Genomic DNA, 16790 nt, shown 5'->3' on the forward strand with positions numbered 1-16790 from the left:
TGTCTATTTGCCTATTTTTCACGGTGCTGTTAACCAACCAGCAAATGCGTTACAAACAATACAATATTTCTTAAACTGACAATCAGGACGATGATCCCTACAAGCATCATTATCGCTTTTGCAGATATCCTGTTCGACACCTTCGCAGCAATCGGAGCCGCTAGAGCGCTTCCGATGATCAGACCCAAAACAGCTTCCCAATGGGCGCCTCCCAACATGGAGATAAAAGTAAGCGAGCTTAATATAGCGATAAAAAACCGGGTAATCTTCACAGTTCCCAACGAAAATAAGGGATGCCTGCCTCCGGCTATTAAATTGGACAATACAATGGATCCCCATCCGCCACCAAACGCCGCGTCTATAAAACCGCCGACAAAGCCCAATAAGCCTATCCGCTCAATTTTCTTACCTTTCTTCTGCTTTTTTATGTTAAAGGCCTTCATGAGGATAACTATTCCGAGTATCCCTGTATACAAAGCTACTAAAGGTTTTGTATAGGCACTATAATGTTCTAGTGACGATAGTAAATAAGCCCCTATCACCGCTCCGATTACACCGGGAATGATCAAAAGTTTAAAAAGTTTCCAATTGACGTTTCCCATTCTGTAATGCATCCATCCGGCGATTCCGTTACTGAGCACTTCGGACAAATGTATTCCCATACTTGCCGGCGCCGGCGGAATTCCCATTGCCAAAGAGAAAGACGAGGAAGTCACTCCGTAAGACATGCCAATGGCACCATCAACCATCGCGAAAACAAAACCAGCCCCCAAAAAGTAGTAAAATATAGGGTTAATGTCCGTTAAAAACGACTGAAATTCCGGCTCCTTATGCCAAAATACGAGGACGCCGACAGCCACCGAAAAGATAATAGCGAGCCAAATTAGCCATTTAAAATTACGGCGAACGCCCTCTACTGGCGCTTCCGGGGCTATCAAGGGGGCTGTTACCGCATTTAGCTTTTTAACCTTATCGGAAAAATCACCTGTGAGCTTCGCACGCAATGCGCTCATTTGTTGAAGCGTCTGATCAATCTCCTCCGGAATACTGTCGGCCAGCACTTCCTTCAGGCGTTTTGCTATCGTCGGCGACTTTCCATTTGTTGAAATCGCTATTTTAAGATCGCCTTTTTTCACAATAGATCCGAGATAGAAGTCACAGAGCGCGGGTTTGTCGGCCACATTAACCAAAAGATTTCTTTTGGCAGCGTCGTTTTTGATCTCCTTATTCAATTGGTTGTTATTGGTGGCGGCCACCACCAGCTGCATGCCCTCCATATCGGATGGCTCAAAAGCCTTCTGTACAATTTCAAGTTGCTTATAGCGCTCGGCTAAGGCAAATATCTCGGGAATAATGTCTTTCGCTACGACTCTGATTTTTACCTGTGGGCTATTTCCGATAAGCGCTTGCAACTTTTCGAAGCCGACAGGTCCGCCTCCTATGAGTAGGAGTTTTAAATCGTTCAATTTCAAAAAAACCGGAAACAGTTGGTTTCCGATTTCTCCTGCATCGGGCGCAGCTAAAAAAGCGGCATCATTCTCCAATAATTGAGGCATACTCCTTTACAATCGATTTATAGGATGGGTGTAAAGAAACTACATCCCCGAACACTAAAAGAGCCGGCGCTGTAACGGTTTCCTTTTGAGATTTTTCTATGATCGTATCTACATGGCCCAACACCAATTTCTCTTCTTGGGTTGAACCTTTTTGTATAATCGCAACTGGTAGGCTTCCTTTGCCTGCAGATTTAAAGATATCCACAATTTCGGCGAGTTTTTTCAAGCCCATGAGTACCACGATCGTTGCATTGGTTTGCGCGGCTTGGTACACATCTTTAGATACCTCTCCTGCAGAAGTGGTACCTGTAATTACCCAAAAGCTCTCGCTTACTCCCCGATGGGTAACAGGAATCTGCTGCAGACCGGGAACGCCTATAGAGCTAGAAATTCCGGGGACAATCGCGATAGGTATATGCTTAGAGGCAGCAAACTCCAACTCTTCATATCCTCGTCCAAACACAAAAGAATCGCCCCCTTTCAAACGAACAACATGCCCATAATTCAATGCGTAATCAACCATTAACCTATTAACGGCATCCTGTGAATAACTATGATCGCCCGAGCGCTTTCCTACATAAACCTTGGTTGCAGTCGGACGAATAAAATCAAGAAGTTCATCGCCTACCAACGCATCGTACAGAACGACGTCTGCGTCTTGTAAGGCTTTCAGCCCCTTTAAGGTAATAAGCTCCGGATCGCCTGGCCCTGCCCCTACTAATGTGATCCGTGGCTCCCTTTTATTTGTTATATCATTCATGATTGTAATATCGTTTCCCGTTTAGTTTTAATTAATGTTAAAAATTCTTCGGCACTTGCCAAATAAGTCCGAGCGAAATCAGCGGTCGGTTCTTCCTTGTTGATTTTCAACACCATTTCAGCAAAGCTCGTCGGTAAGACAAACTCACCTGTCCCTACATACTTTGCATCAAAATCGTTTATAACCCCGATATGGGTACTGCTATTAACTCCTTTATCCAATAACATCGCTTTTGCGCTGCTTACTAAGGTGCTATAAGCGTGATAGATCGCGTCAGACCAAGCTTCGTTGCTTAACGCTTGTTTAGCCCATGTCAGCTTCTCTTCCGCTTCAAAAAGTAAAGTAGCTACCAGATCAATTACCACACCTGCACACTCGCCAACACCTATAGCCGTTTTGAAAGTTTCCTCATGCCCCCAATCCACAAATTCATTTTCCCGTAGGGTGCTCAAATCTGCAAGCGGCTTCAGCAACTGATAAAAGTAATCTTTTCCTTGACGGTCGTAATATTGCTGAAATCGCTCTCCTGCTTTCACATTTGCTTTATAATCGTCTAATAAAGCTCTCAAGACATCCGTTGCACGCTTCGATGGCGTTTTTATGACGCGTTCCGCAGCTCGGCCGACACCATCGCCCACAGTACCACCTCCCAGCATTACCTGAACGGCCGGAACAACTTTTCCCGCAGCTTTCAATGAACTGCCGTGGAAACCGATTTCCGCAAGTCCGTGCTGGCCACAGGAGTTCATACAACCACTGATTTTGATCTTGATATCCTTATTAAAAACAAATTCGGGATACTCTTCGTAGACAAGATCTTCCAGTACAGCCGCCAAGGTCATACTGTTCGAAATCCCTAAGTTACAGGTATCTGTACCCGGACAAGTGGTAACATCTGCCACGGAATCAAAACCGATTTTTGCAAAACCGATCTTATTGAGCGCATGAAATAATGCCGGCAGATTCTCTTTCCTCACATACTTCAACAATAAACCTTGATTTTGGGTAATTCGGATCTCATCGGCTACTAAAGGGCGGATAAGCGCTATAAAATTTCGCGCCACGTCCGTTTTGATATCCCCTATAAGCACCTTAATGAATACTCCGTAAAAGCCTTTTTGCTTTTGTTCAAACACATTGGTTTTTAACCAATATTCATACTGAAGAAGTTCCTCCTCGGGTATATCTTCTTTTGTTGCTACGCTGGGGATTACCGGCGTGTCGACGGTATTGATATCGATCGGGAAAACTTTGTTCCGTGTAGCGATTTTTTCTTCCTCAATCAGTCTAAGCACCTCCTCTAGGCCCAATTTCTGGATCAGGTACTTCATTCGTGCTTTATTTCGGTTGTTACGTTCACCATAACGATCAAACACGCGTACGACGGCTTCTATAAAAGGTATTAATTGATCTTCCGGCAGGAACTCATACACCAGGTTAGCTAAAATCGGCTGTGCGCCCAGTCCGCCTCCAATTACCACCTTAAAGCCACGTTTTCCGCTTTCGTCTATTTTCGGTATCAGACCCACGTCGTGCACATAGCTAAAAGCTGTATCCTTTTCACTGGAGGAAAAAGCAATCTTAAATTTTCGGCCCATTTCCTGACAAATCGGATTCCGAAGAAAGTAGTCAAACGTTGCATAAGCATAAGGCGAAACGTCAAAAGGCTCTTCAGGATCGATGCCAGCAGTAGGCGAAGCCGTCACGTTTCTTACCGTATTACCACAGGCTTCCCGAATGGTAACATCGTCTGCTGCTAATTTAGCCCAAAGCTCAGGCGTCCGGTCTAAGCTGACATAATGGATCTGTATATCCTGGCGGGTGGTTAAGTGCAAATTGCCGCTACCATATTCGTCGGCAATATCGGCTATCCGCAAAAACTGTTTAAAAGTCACCTTTCCAAATGGAAGCTTAATTCGGACCATCTGCACACCCGGTTGGCGCTGACCGTAAATACCTCTAGCCAATCGCAGACTTCTGAATTTCTCTTCATGAATAGCCCCCTGTCTAAAACCATGGATTTTTTTCTCAAGATCTATAATATCTTGCTCCACTATTGGATTCTCTAATTCCGTTCTGAAACTTTGCATCGTTTACTCTTATTAAATGTTGAGATTGGATCTTTAACCACAAGCCCGACCTCATCGATTGCTAAAAACACAAAAAAAACCTATCAACATTAAGAAATCATCAACATAAAAATGACTAAAAAACTGACTTCTTAATATTTCTATTAAGCAAATATATAAAGTATACCGTATTAGTAGTATTAAATTCCAACTTTTTTTATTTTTTTTTACAAAAAGTCGCTTTACCAACTGCCTTGAAATATGCGCATGCAACGCGGTTTTTACGCCGTTTTTTGCTCCGTTATATAGCATCTAAACTAAGTATTTCTTTAGACAAAAACTATAAACGCACGCGTCAATGTGTTATACGCTGCTTCTCAAAAAAGAACCAAAGACCAACATCTTTGGCACGGCATTGCATATGCAGCGCATTTTATCTAAGTTTGAACCGCCGAATCCTGTTGGTAGAAGGCGGTATCAAGACATTAAGTTTTGCTGATGAAACAAGGAACATCGATCGTATTAATAAGCTGTATATGCTTTTTCTACTTAACCAATTTGGTATCTGCGAAACAGCGATATAGTTTAGACAACTTTATCGTCAAAGAAAACCTGATTAAGAATAATAAATTGGCAATCATTGCTTGCGATTCGCTGGATGAGCCGACCGACCAACTTAACGGGACATTCTTATTTGTGATCAACGGATTTAAACAGCAGCTCTCTTTTTCGGAGGGCGTTGCGATTTCGCCGCATGAAATCGATAAGTCATCCTTCGTATTCTTAAAACACAAAAACGAGCATGGCACCCACAGCAAGCTCTATTATGTGCTAAAAAACGATGACGGATTAAAACCGATAAAAATAAATTGGGTTTTTCTTCTATTGGTCCCGCTTGCTATTGTATTCGTAGCAACGATTTACAAACGGCTCATTTTCTTGGCTATTATTGCACTGATTGCCTTTTTCTACTTTAATTATAACAAAGGGTTGAGTTTTGAAGGCCTTTTTGAAACTGTCGCTGCCGGGATAAAGAGCTTTTTTTAAAAATGCACAGACGCTTCGACTTCGCTCAGCATGGCATCGTCATAGGAAAGTTGTGCTGTTATGAATAGGTAAACACTTATTCAACTAATAACCAACAACTAAGTGCCGACAACTAAAACGGCATACCGATACCGAAATTATACTGGATGAAATTATAGGGATCGGGGCCATTAGTAAGTTGGTAATTGCGCTTAAATTCGCGACTGTTAAATAAATCCCTAATCACCCATTGATCTGCTCCTTCAAACTGCGGATCTTTGACTTTAATCCCGGCATCAAACCGGAACACAAAATACTGCAGGTCAAACCGCAGGCCGGCCCCTGCCCCGATGGCCATTTGGCCTAAAAACTTATTAAATTTAAATTCCCCGCCGGGATTTTCTACACTCTCTTTTAGTCGCCATATATTACCGATATCCGTAAAAGTGGCGCCCTTCAGTTTAGCACCGAAGAAATTGTTCAGTAGTTTAAATCGATACTCAAAATTACTTACAATTTTGATCTCTCCGAGCTGATCTAAATTCCTTAGCCTATTACGGAGCTCCGTCGTCAAGACGGCGCGGTTATAATTACCGGGGCCCAGCGTTCGTGCCTGCCAAGCACGTTGATCGTTCATACCGCCACCGAAGAATTGCTTTTCAAATATCAGAAACTCTTGGTTGTTTCCGAAAGGGACACCGATGCCCGCGTTGATACGTGCGACAAACTGCCGTTCTCCACCCAGATAACGGTAAACTCTAAAATCGACCTCTGATTTGATATACTGCAGATAAGGCACATTAAATATGGTGTTTTGTCCGATATCATTCTTTCTAAAGGAGATGAGCTTACTTAATAAGTTCAGGGTATTGCCACTTAGATCTAAAAGCCCCCGGAAATAGAGAAAGTTGTCGTAGGTATTCAGCCGTAAGGTATTAAAGGTGTAGGTGTATTGACTACCAATGCCGAAATAAGCGCGGTCATTACTTTTTACGTACAGTTCGTATCCCGCATTTTGCAACGAATCTTTAAATGTATTGTCTAATCGACCCAGCCTATATTCCAGCGATATAGGCGTTACACTATGCAATTTATATTTCGTATCATACCAATTATAAGAAACGGAGTTAATGACATAACGGTTGCTATACGTATTCAGCTGATCGAATATTTGCCAATTGGTGGAAAAAACGGTATGTGGCATTCCGTTTTTTCCCATCAACGGGATGGGAAAAGGTACAATCAGCCTGGGGATTGACAGATTAGCTCCGAACTGCAGATCGCGATTCCATATCCTGCTCCAAAGAGGTCCGCCCAGTTGGGAGTCGAACAAAATACCATAACGGGCTTTTATTTCCAGTTGTTCCGATCCGCCAAACAAATTGCGATTGGTATAGGTATTACCAATATTGAAGCCACTACGCCCGGAGGTGAACACATATTCGCCTTCCACGCGATTGGACATGCGCTTCATGGGAGTCAGCTCATAGTTGACAATAAGATTAGTTGAATCTTTTTTCTCATAGGTAGCTCTGATTCCGCGAAAACTGTTGAGTTCGTATAATCGATCGTAGGTTAAATTCTCCTTTTCAATATCGAAAATGTCTCCTTTTTTGGGATAGATATAACGGGCGAGCGGCTTTGGACGAAAACGATGCGTATAATCGGCTACTTCCAGTCCATTAGGCAATTTGGCTTTGGCAGGCTCGCTGTCTCCTAACTCGCCATTACTATTTTTTATGACGACGAAACTACTATCGATCTTGAAAACCGTATGTCCACGCTTCCCTTCCGGATTGTCGATAAAAAGTCTGAGATCGGCCTGACTGCTATTCATGTTGGTATCCACCTCGAAACGAACGTATTGCCGAACATAATCGTAATAACCATTCCTCTTCATTAAGCTGTAGATAGACTCGCGTTCTTTTACCAAACTGTCGGTATCAAAACGCATACCCGGATGCAGTGTTTGAAAGTGGGTTATATGTTGTCTGTATAAGCTGTCCACTTGTGGATCAGCGATTTCACGTTCAATATAGCGTATTTTGAAAACGCCTCCCTGCTGCACGTCGAAATGTATGTGGGCCTTTTTACGTTTGATAAAAATATGGCTTGTTACTGCTGCATTGAAATACCCTTTAGAGGCTAAAAAACGCTGAATCTGACTTCTCGAAATTTCCACCAAAGAGCTATCCAATATGCTGGGGGATTCGCCAACGTTCCTTATTTTATCGGTGCGGTACTTTCCGTTTTTGCTGTTTGCAAAATTGTAAATGAACAGGTTTATTTTTGAATTAGGTCGGATTTCACGCTGAATGTACTCGGAGGCCCCTTCTTTAAATTCTTTATTTATACCATTTAACTTTACCTTTGTGACCAATGCCTGATCATCATTCAACAGTCTGGTAGATCTACAAGACGTAAAAAGCACTGATGCAAGCACTATAGTTGAATAAAAGTATAAGTAAGATAATTGCAATGCTCCCAAAGTCTCAGCTTCAATTTATTAAATCCTTACATCAAAAAAAGTTCAGAAAAGAACACGGTCTCTTTATTGTAGAAGGTCTCAAATCCATAACGGACTTTTTTTACTCGGACCATATAATACACAGTATTTACTCCATCCCAAAAGTAGAGCCAAAGATCGATATTTTCGGAAAGAAAATAAAACATTATCCGATTTCGGATCGCGATCTACAAACAATCAGCACCTTAAAAACCCCTCAAGGGATGTTGGCCTTGGTAGAAATACCGAATCGGCGTCATTTCGATAAAGGCGGATTAAGAAACCAATATTCGATTGTTTTAGACACGATTCAGGATCCCGGCAACATGGGAACCATTATAAGGACGGCAGATTGGTTCGGCGTTCGGCACATTATCTGTTCGCCCGAAACGGTAGACATCTATAATCCCAAGGTGGTGCAGGCAACCATGGGCTCCTTAGCGCGTGTTTCTGTTTTATATACCGATTTGCGCCCGTTTCTCAAAGACATCCAACTGCCCGTATACGCGGCGGTACTGAATGGGGAATCTATATATAAAACCGATTTTGGGACAGAGGGTTTAATCGTTTTAGGCAACGAAGGTAACGGCATTTCTGCCGATTTGACCGGCAAAGAAACAAAGCCGGTAACCATACCAAGCTTTGGAAACGCCGAATCATTGAACGTAGCGGTATCAGCGGCTATTTTTTGTTCCGAAATATCCAGAAAAAGATAATGCGATAAAAATTCAAAAAAATTAGTAAAGAAAGATAATTTTACTATTTTTGCAAGCCTAAACGGAAAGGGTCGGATGGCCGAGTGGCTAGGCTGAGCTCTGCAAAAGCTCCTACAGCGGTTCGAATCCGCTTCCGACCTCACTAAAGATTTATTAAAGATAAAAGCCATGGGAGTTACACGCTTAAAAAGAAAAGATAGAAGAAATAAAACAGTATCGCGCTTGGAGGTTCAATTTTTGAAACTTGGACGCAATATTGAAATTGGAAGCAAATCTAAAGAGCCAAAGAAAAGCCAAGTTGCCAAAAACAATGCTGTTTTAGATAAACTTACTGCGGAAAGTAAATAAGAATCCAATAAGACGTAAGAAAAGACCTGGATAACCTTCAGGTCTTTTTTCGTTTATAGAAAATTTAAAAGATGCGTAAATTATCAATGGACGAACTGGGGCGTCCCAGTATAGAAGAATTCAAACAATTGGACAAGCTGCCGGTAACGGTTGTACTGGACAGTGTGCGGAGCCTCCATAATGTAGGATCTATCTTCAGAACCTGCGACGGCTTTTCTGTGGAGCGGATTTTGCTTTGCGGCATCACCGGCACGCCACCTCATAGGGATATTGAAAAGACCGCATTGGGCGCCACGCAATCGGTCGCATGGCAGTACGCAAAAGACATTCGGGAGGCCATAGGGCTTCTAAAGCAAGAAGGCAAAAAAATAATCACGATTGAACAGGCTGAGGGCAGCACCATGCTTCACCGGTTTAAGCCGGAAGAGCAGGCAAGTTATGCCTTGATCTTCGGTAATGAGGTGAACGGTGTTTCAGATGAGGCGATGGATTTAGCCGATCAATGTATTGAAATTCCTCAATTCGGAACCAAACATTCCTTTAACATTGTAATCTCGGCGGGAATTGTTTTATGGGATTTTTATTATAAGCTGAAATTAAAAAGCGACGACCTCTTTTAGAAGTCGTCGCGACAAATTTTATAGGACGCTCATATTAGAAGGCATAATCTGCTATGGTGTCTTTACTTTCCAGCACAGACCGGCCCATCAAGAACTCATCCACCTTTCTGGCGCATTCCCGGCCTTCTGAAATTGCCCATACCACCAATGATTGCCCTCTGCGCATATCTCCCGCTACGAAGACCTTATCTACTGAGGTTTGATAGCTTCCCTCCGCTGCGCTTACATTGCCTCTAGCGTCTAAAGAAACACCTAACTGCTTTAACAGGCCCTCGTGTTGCGGATGCAAGAAACCCATTGCCAACAGCGCAAGTTCACAAGGTATTTCGCGTTCAGATCCGGGCACTTCCGTAAACTTAACCGGTCTGCCAGACGCGTCTGTTTCCCATTCTAAGTCGACAACCAAAGCACCTTTTAAGCGACCGTTCTCGTCACCCAAAAAAGCTTTTGTATTGATACTCCAGAAACGCTCACAGCCTTCCTCATGGGATGTCGTATTTTTGAGTACCATGGGGTACGTGGGCCACGGCATGGAAGGCGTACGCTGTGCAGGAGGCTTCGGCATCAGTTCAAACTGAGTTACCGTCTTGGCACCATGCCGGTTAGAGGTACCTACGCAATCAGAACCGGTATCCCCCCCTCCTATCACCAACACATTTTTATCCGTTGCTAAAATTTCTTCCTCCTGGTAGGCAGATTCTCCGACCCGTTTATTTTGCTGCTTTAAAAATTCCATTGCAAAATGAACGCCCTTTAACTCTCTACCAGGGATATTCAAATTTCTAGGGATTGTAGAACCACCGGCCAACACAATGGCATCAAAAGCTTTTAACTCATCGGCCGGTACATTTACACCTACCTCGGCATTGCATCGGAAAACAACACCTTCCTGCTTCAAAAGTTCCAGGCGCCTGTCGATCACCCATTTGTCCAACTTAAAATCAGGTATACCATACCGCAACAATCCGCCAGGTTTATCGTCTCGCTCAAACACGGTTACTTCATGGCCTGCCTTGATCAATTGCGCCGCCGCAGCCAGGCCGGCAGGGCCGGAACCAACCACCGCAACACTTTTGCCCGATTTGACTGTCGCCGGCTTTGCTTTGGCGAAGCCCTTTTGATAAGCGATTTCGGCGATGTGTTTTTCAATCTCTTCAATAGTCACCGGCGACCGGTTGATACCCAATACGCAGGCCGACTCGCAAGGGGCAGGACAGATACGTCCGGTAAATTCCGGAAAGTTGTTTGTAGACGATAATATTTCAAAGGCCTCTTCCCATTTGCCATCGTACACGGCATCGTTAAACTCGGGAATAACGTTTCCCAGCGGGCATCCCGAATGACAGAACGGAATACCGCAATTCATGCAACGAGCAGCCTGCGTATTTAATTCTTCTTCACTAAAGGCGTGAACAAATTCTTTATAGCTTTTAAGTCGCTCTTTAGGAGCTTCTTTTGCGGGGAGCTGTCTTTCAAACTCTTTAAACCCTGTAATTTTTCCCATTTCTCTTACCTAATAATGTTATGCCTCAACCAATTTTGCCTGTAAAACCCGTTTGTATTCTTTCGGGAATACTTTCACAAATAGCTTACGCTCATTTTTCCAGTTGCTTAGCATACTCGTTGCAAGCTTACTGTTGGTCAAATTGACATGCCTCTTTAACAAACTAATAATCTGTGTTTCGTCCTCTTCGTCCAACGGATCCAGATCCACCATCTCCAGGTTACAGCGATCTTTAAAGGTACCGTTGATGTCGTACACCCAGGCGATACCGCCGCTCATACCCGCTGCGAAATTACGACCGGTTTCACCCAATATTAGGGCCCGCCCGCCGGTCATGTATTCACAGCCGTGATCACCGACGCCTTCGACAACTGTTGTGGCGCCTGAATTCCGTACCGCAAAACGTTCTCCCGCCTGTCCACATACAAACAGATGTCCGGACGTCGCACCATAAAGTGCCACATTACCGATAATAATATTTTCGTGCGGAACCAGTTGACTGTCAGTCGCCGGATAAATCGCTAACTGCGCACCCGACAAGCCCTTGCCTACATAGTCGTTCGCCTCGCCTTCCAACTCAAACGAGAGCCCTTTTGCGGCGAAAGCTCCAAAGCTCTGTCCTGCAGATCCAACGAACTTGAAGTTGATCGTGTTATCAGGCAGACCCTCCGATCCATATATTTTGGAAACTTCATTGGATAATAGCGTCCCGATGGTACGATCTGTATTTTTTACATTGAAGGTACCAAATACCGGTGTTTTGCTTTCCAGTGCTTTAGCAGCTTGTTTTAGCATTCCCCAATCTAAAATCATGTCCATACCATGATCTTGCAACTCGGTTTGGTATAAGCTTTTGCCTGATGGGTTTTGCGGCGCATATAAAATACCCGACAGATCTAGCTTATTAACCTTCCAATGATCGATATCTTCACGAACCTTTAAGAATTGAGCTCTGCCAACCATGTCGTTGATCGTTTTAAAGCCCAAGCTTGCCATAATCTCGCGCAACTCTTCTGCCAAGAATTTAAACAGGTTCACAATATCTTCCGGTTTTCCCGTAAACAGCTTACGCAGTTCAGGATCTTGTGTAGCAACCCCAACCGGACAAGTATTCAGGTGACATTTACGCATCATGATACATCCGCCAGCCACCAAGGCAGCGGTTGCCACGCCCCATTCTTCGGCTCCCAGCAAAGCGGCGATGGCCAAATCTCTTCCAGTTTTAAGCTGACCGTCGGTCTGCAACACAACGCGGCTACGAAGTTGGTTCTTCACCAAGGTCTGTTGAGCCTCAGCTAAACCGAGCTCCCATGGTAGTCCGGCATGTTTGATAGAGCTGATCGGAGAAGCACCCGTTCCGCCGTCATAACCGGCAATCAGGATTACGTCGGCGTGCGCCTTTGCTACACCGGCAGCAATAGTACCTACACCCGCTTTTGACACCAACTTCACATTGATACGGGCGGCGCGGTTTGCATTCTTCAAATCGAAAATCAGTTGCTTTAAATCTTCAATTGAATAAATATCGTGATGTGGCGGAGGCGATATCAGTCCGACACCTGGCGTAGCGTGCCGTACCCTTGCAATCCACTCGTCCACCTTATGTCCGGGCAATTGTCCGCCTTCCCCCGGCTTGGCACCTTGTGCCATTTTTATCTGTAATTCATCGGCCTGCGTTAGGTAGTTCGACGTTACACCGAAACGCGCAGAAGCAATCTGTTTAATGGCCGAGCGCATGGAGTCGCCGTTAGGCAAAGGCTTAAACCTGATCTCATCTTCGCCCCCTTCTCCGGTATTGCTCTTTCCGCCTATTCTGTTCATAGCGATAGCTAATGTACTGTGGGCCTCATGAGAAATCGAGCCAAAAGACATTGCACCTGTGGCAAAGCGCTTCATGATACTTTCTGCGGGTTCCACTTCCTCTAAAGGAATCGGTGCGCGGTGCTTTGCAAAATCAAAAAGTCCACGCAACGTGTACATGCGCTCTTTTTGGTTATTAATATGCGCTGCATATTGTTTATAAATTTCGTAATTGCCCGTTCTACAAGCCTGTTGCAGCAAATGAACGGTAGTGGGGTTAAACAAATGCGCCTCGCCTCTTCTACGCCATGCATAAATTCCGCCTTCCGGTAAGAGATTGGTCTTCTTCTCAATATGGAAACCACGATTATGTTTACTTAGTACTTCGCGGGCTATATCATCCAATCCCAACCCACCGATACGGGATACCGCACCGCAGAAGTATCTGTCGACAACGTCTTTATGTATTCCCAGCACTTCAAAGATCTGAGCGCCATTGTAAGATTGCAAAGTAGATATTCCCATTTTAGAGAATATTTTTAACAATCCGTTGCAAACAGCCTTTACGTAATTCTTCGAAAGTTCGGGCCAGGTGAGTTGCGTTTCTATCACGCCTTCTTCCTTAAGCGTGCGTATGGACGCAAGTGCCATGTAAGGATTAATAGCGGTAGCTCCGAAAGCTAACAGACAGGCAAAGTGGTGAACTTCCCAAACGTCGCCTGCTTCAACAACTAAACCAACTGCGCCGCGATAACCCGTCTTTATTAAATGGTGATGTACAGCCGATACTGCCAACAGCGAAGGAATTGCCGCGTGCTGCGAATCGATCGCTCTATCAGACAATATCAACACCTCGAAACCGTCGCGAACAGCATCTTCCGCGTAGCGGCATAGGCGCGCTAAACCTTCCTCCAAAGATCCTTCCTTGCCGTCGGCTTTAAAATAAGTTTGTAAAGTCTTTGCTTGAAAAATCCCTGTATCGATACTTCTCAGTTTCTCTAAGTCTCTACTCGTCACAATAGGGTGTTCCAGGGCTACGCAATAACAATGCATCTTATCCTCATCCAGAATATTTCCCGAGTTACCAATGAAGGTAGACAAGCTCATCACCAACCGCTCACGAATCGGATCGATTGGCGGATTCGTAACTTGGGCAAAGTATTGTTTAAAGTAGCTGCTCAAATGTTGCGGATGTTCGGAAAGTACCGCTAATGGAACATCTGTTCCCATCGAGCCAACCGGCTCTTTGCCATCCAAGGCCATTGGAATCAGGATTCCTTCTACGTCTTCCCGCGAATAGCCGAATATTTGCTGGTACTTGAATACCGACTCTTTCGAAAGATAGGTAAAAGTAACGCGAGGATCCGCCAAGTCCTTAATATGGATTTTGTATTTATCAAGCCATTCCCCATACGGCTGTTTGGTCGCAAGTTCATGCTTGATATCAGCGTCGCTTAAGATCTCGCCTTTCTCCATGTCAACCAAAAAAATCTTTCCGGGTTGCTGGCGTCCTTTCGTAATGATTGTACTTTCATCTAAAGGGAGTGCTCCTGCTTCAGAGGCCACTACCACACGATCATCGTTTGTTACCGCATAACGGAGTGGTCGCAGTCCGTTACGGTCAAGCGTTGCACCAATGGTTTTTCCGTCTGTAAAACATAGGGCAGCCGGACCGTCCCAAGGCTCCATGATAGTGGCATGGTATTCATAAAAAGCTTTGCGCAGTGGATCCATCGAGGTGTTTCCGTCCCAAGCTTCCGGCACCAACATCAAAAGCACATGCGGAAGCGAGCGTCCGCTATGTAGAAGCAGCTCCACGACGTTATCCAAAGAAGCCGAATCGGACAAACCGGGATCCACCACAGGAAGTAGAATTTCTAATTCTTCGTCGGAAAAATAAGGCGAAGAAATAGATCTCAACCCGGCATAAAAACGATTTAAGTTTCCGGTGAGTGTATTTATCTCACCATTATGGGCAACAATTCGGAATGGCTGCGCCAATTTCCAAGAAGGGAAAGTATTGGTCGAAAAACGGGAATGGACTAACCCGAAAGCAGAAACAACCCGTTCATCTGACAAATCGTTATAATAAGAGCGCACCTGATAGGTGGTTAGCTGTCCCTTATAAATCAACGTTTTACTCGACAAGGAAGGCATATAAAACTGTTCCTTGGCTTCGCCTAGCTCCTCCTTTATTTTTTTTACCAGCAGCCTGCGCAGTACAAATAACTTACGGTCAAAATCCTCTGTATTGCGAATCTCTTTCGGGCGCTCTACAAAAAATTGAATGATGTTCGGTTCGGCACTTAAAGCGGTCACCCCAACGCCTTCCGAGTTCACCGGCACCTCTCGGATACCCAAAAAGTTAAGCTTGAGCTGTTCACAAGATTCTTTAATCAACTTTCTACATTGCTCGTTAAGCGACTCATCTTTAGGTAAAAAGGTCATTCCTACCCCGTAGTAACCCGGTTCTCCCAGTCTTATATCCAGCTTACTACATTCTTCCCAAAGAAATTCGTGCGGTATTTGAATCATGATACCGGCTCCATCGCCGCTCTCTTCATCGCAACCACAGGCCCCTCTGTGTTCCATGTTCTCCAACATTGTCAACGCGTCTTGAACTTGACGATGACTTTTTAACCCCTTTAAATGAGCCACGAACCCCACACCGCACGCATCATGCTCAAAATCAGGACGATACAATCCCTGTTCTACCATATCTTCAACTGTCATTGTTATTGCTTAGTTTAAATAGATTGCTAAAATAACATTAATATTCGACAATATTAAATTTTTATTACAGTTTATACCTAAAAGTTGACGAAATATCTAGAATAACAGCAGATACTTAAGAAAATCGCAAACGCTTTGGTTAAGCCACTAACACCTCGGTGATGAGTACGTAAAAAAAAACGACCTGATCTCCAGCAACCTAGCACTATTTATAAAAAAAGAGCAAGCGAATTAAGTTTTTTTCCTATTTTTGCGGTGGGTAAGTCTTTTACGACCAGCTCCCTTGAACTCCCCCAGGGTGGGAACACAGCAAGGGTAAAAGGTTGAGCGGTGCGATAAAAGGGGCTTGCCCTTTTTTTATTTCCTTTTTACACGCACCTGTCACTACAGTTGCAAATATTGGTTACTTTTGTTGCAATCAAAACCAAGTTTTAACAAAAATATCTTATGAAATTTTTTATAGATACCGCAAATCTTCAGCAAATAAAAGAAGCACAAGATTTAGGGGTTTTAGACGGCGTTACGACCAATCCCAGCTTAATGGCCAAAGAAGGCATTAGCGGAGAAAAAAATGTAATCAATCACTACAAGGCTATTTGCGCTATTGTGGACGGTGACGTGAGCGCAGAAGTTATCAGTACGGACTACGAAAACATTATTAAAGAAGGCTTGGAGCTGGCAAAGCTAGATGATAAGATCGTCGTTAAAGTTCCAATGATCAAAGAGGGCGTAAAGGCCATCAAATACTTCAGCAGCGAAGGTATCAAAACGAACTGTACGCTTGTTTTCTCTGCAGGCCAGGCCTTGTTGGCCGCAAAAGCGGGTGCTACCTACGTTTCTCCATTCATTGGTCGACTAGACGATATTTCTACCGACGGTTTAAGTCTGATCGAGGATATCCGTTTAATCTACGACAACTATGGCTACGAAACACAAATTTTAGCTGCCTCCGTACGGCATGCCATGCATATTATAGAGTGCGCTAAAATCGGAGCAGACGTCATGACAGGTCCGCTTTCGGCGATATTAACGTTACTGAAGCACCCTCTTACAGATAGCGGCCTGGCGCAGTTTTTAGCAGATCACGCTAAAGCGGCAGGTAAATAAGACATCCGTAAGTCGGTCTTCTACAACGCTGTTAATCTCATTATA

Annotated in this window: 11 protein-coding genes, 1 tRNA gene and 1 other RNA gene; 7 read left to right on the forward strand and 6 right to left on the reverse strand. The window is 44.1% G+C overall.

Annotated features, from left to right (window positions below):
• Positions 1-29: 29 nt before the first annotated feature.
• The 3 genes from EPX21_RS13980 to EPX21_RS13990 are packed head-to-tail and all read right to left on the reverse strand — an operon-like array spanning position 30 to position 4406.
• Positions 30-1556, reverse strand: a complete 1527-nt coding sequence (locus tag EPX21_RS13980) for a TSUP family transporter (RefSeq protein WP_134090307.1) — start codon at positions 1554-1556, stop codon at positions 30-32.
• On the reverse strand, positions 1534-2316 hold the full coding sequence (gene cobA, locus EPX21_RS13985; RefSeq protein WP_134090308.1) for a uroporphyrinogen-III C-methyltransferase: 783 nt from the start codon (positions 2314-2316) through the stop codon (positions 1534-1536). Before cobA ends, EPX21_RS13980 begins: the two co-directional genes overlap by 23 nt.
• The gene (locus EPX21_RS13990; RefSeq protein ID WP_134090309.1) at positions 2313-4406 is read right to left on the reverse strand and encodes a HEPN domain-containing protein; all 2094 of its coding nucleotides are present in this window, start codon (positions 4404-4406) and stop codon (positions 2313-2315) included. Before EPX21_RS13990 ends, cobA begins: the two co-directional genes overlap by 4 nt.
• 477 nt (positions 4407-4883) lie before the next feature.
• Between EPX21_RS13990 and EPX21_RS13995 the strand changes: the two genes are divergently transcribed.
• A complete protein-coding gene (locus EPX21_RS13995) occupies positions 4884-5432 on the forward strand; it encodes a hypothetical protein (protein WP_134090310.1) in 549 nt (182 codons plus the stop codon).
• 112 nt (positions 5433-5544) lie between these two features.
• On the opposite strand, the gene EPX21_RS14000 is transcribed toward EPX21_RS13995, so the two are convergent.
• Entirely contained in the window at positions 5545-7854 is a 2310-nt protein-coding gene (locus EPX21_RS14000; protein WP_240768692.1) for a BamA/TamA family outer membrane protein, read from the reverse strand.
• A gap of 35 nt (positions 7855-7889) precedes the next feature.
• On the opposite strand from EPX21_RS14000, the gene EPX21_RS14005 reads away from it, so the two are divergent.
• The 4 genes from EPX21_RS14005 to EPX21_RS14020 all read left to right on the forward strand — a co-directional run bounded on the left by EPX21_RS14005 (position 7890) and on the right by EPX21_RS14020 (position 9601).
• Entirely contained in the window at positions 7890-8633 is a 744-nt protein-coding gene (locus EPX21_RS14005) for an RNA methyltransferase (RefSeq protein WP_134090311.1), read from the forward strand.
• Positions 8634-8702: 69 nt separating this feature from the next.
• Positions 8703-8773: transfer RNA gene (locus tag EPX21_RS14010), tRNA-Cys, on the forward strand.
• Positions 8774-8801: 28 nt separating this feature from the next.
• Complete coding sequence (locus EPX21_RS14015; protein WP_134090312.1) at positions 8802-8981, forward strand: spore protein; 180 nt, start codon at positions 8802-8804, stop codon at positions 8979-8981.
• 71 nt (positions 8982-9052) lie between these two features.
• A complete protein-coding gene (locus tag EPX21_RS14020) occupies positions 9053-9601 on the forward strand; it encodes an RNA methyltransferase (RefSeq protein WP_134090313.1) in 549 nt (182 codons plus the stop codon).
• A 34-nt stretch (positions 9602-9635) separates the two neighbouring features.
• Here the strand turns inward: EPX21_RS14020 and EPX21_RS14025 are convergent, their stop codons facing one another.
• Positions 9636-11105, reverse strand: coding sequence for a glutamate synthase subunit beta (locus tag EPX21_RS14025; RefSeq protein ID WP_134090314.1), 1470 nt, complete (start codon positions 11103-11105; stop codon positions 9636-9638).
• 18 nt (positions 11106-11123) lie between these two features.
• Entirely contained in the window at positions 11124-15638 is a 4515-nt protein-coding gene (gene gltB / locus EPX21_RS14030) for a glutamate synthase large subunit (RefSeq protein ID WP_134090315.1), read from the reverse strand.
• A 257-nt stretch (positions 15639-15895) separates the two neighbouring features.
• Between gltB and ffs the strand changes: the two genes are divergently transcribed.
• Positions 15896-15993: signal recognition particle sRNA small type (ffs, locus tag EPX21_RS14035), an RNA gene on the forward strand.
• Between the two features lie 92 nt (positions 15994-16085).
• Positions 16086-16745, forward strand: a complete 660-nt coding sequence (gene fsa, locus EPX21_RS14040) for a fructose-6-phosphate aldolase (protein WP_134090316.1) — start codon at positions 16086-16088, stop codon at positions 16743-16745.
• Positions 16746-16790 lie beyond the last annotated feature (45 nt).

It is taken from the genome of Olivibacter sp. XZL3 (assembly GCF_004368405.1).
Lineage (GTDB): Bacteria > Bacteroidota > Bacteroidia > Sphingobacteriales > Sphingobacteriaceae > Olivibacter.

Coding starts and splice junctions, on each gene's coding strand:
- EPX21_RS13980 (WP_134090307.1), bottom strand. CDS start 1,556: ATGCCTCAATTATTGGAGAATGATGCCGCTTTTTTAGCTGCGCCCGAT.
- cobA (WP_134090308.1), bottom strand. CDS start 2,316: ATGAATGATATAACAAATAAAAGGGAGCCACGGATCACATTAGTAGGG.
- EPX21_RS13990 (WP_134090309.1), bottom strand. CDS start 4,406: ATGCAAAGTTTCAGAACGGAATTAGAGAATCCAATAGTGGAGCAAGAT.
- EPX21_RS13995 (WP_134090310.1), top strand. CDS start 4,884: ATGAAACAAGGAACATCGATCGTATTAATAAGCTGTATATGCTTTTTC.
- EPX21_RS14005 (WP_134090311.1), top strand. CDS start 7,890: ATGCTCCCAAAGTCTCAGCTTCAATTTATTAAATCCTTACATCAAAAA.
- EPX21_RS14015 (WP_134090312.1), top strand. CDS start 8,802: ATGGGAGTTACACGCTTAAAAAGAAAAGATAGAAGAAATAAAACAGTA.
- EPX21_RS14020 (WP_134090313.1), top strand. CDS start 9,053: ATGCGTAAATTATCAATGGACGAACTGGGGCGTCCCAGTATAGAAGAA.
- EPX21_RS14025 (WP_134090314.1), bottom strand. CDS start 11,105: ATGGGAAAAATTACAGGGTTTAAAGAGTTTGAAAGACAGCTCCCCGCA.
- gltB (WP_134090315.1), bottom strand. CDS start 15,638: ATGACAGTTGAAGATATGGTAGAACAGGGATTGTATCGTCCTGATTTT.
- fsa (WP_134090316.1), top strand. CDS start 16,086: ATGAAATTTTTTATAGATACCGCAAATCTTCAGCAAATAAAAGAAGCA.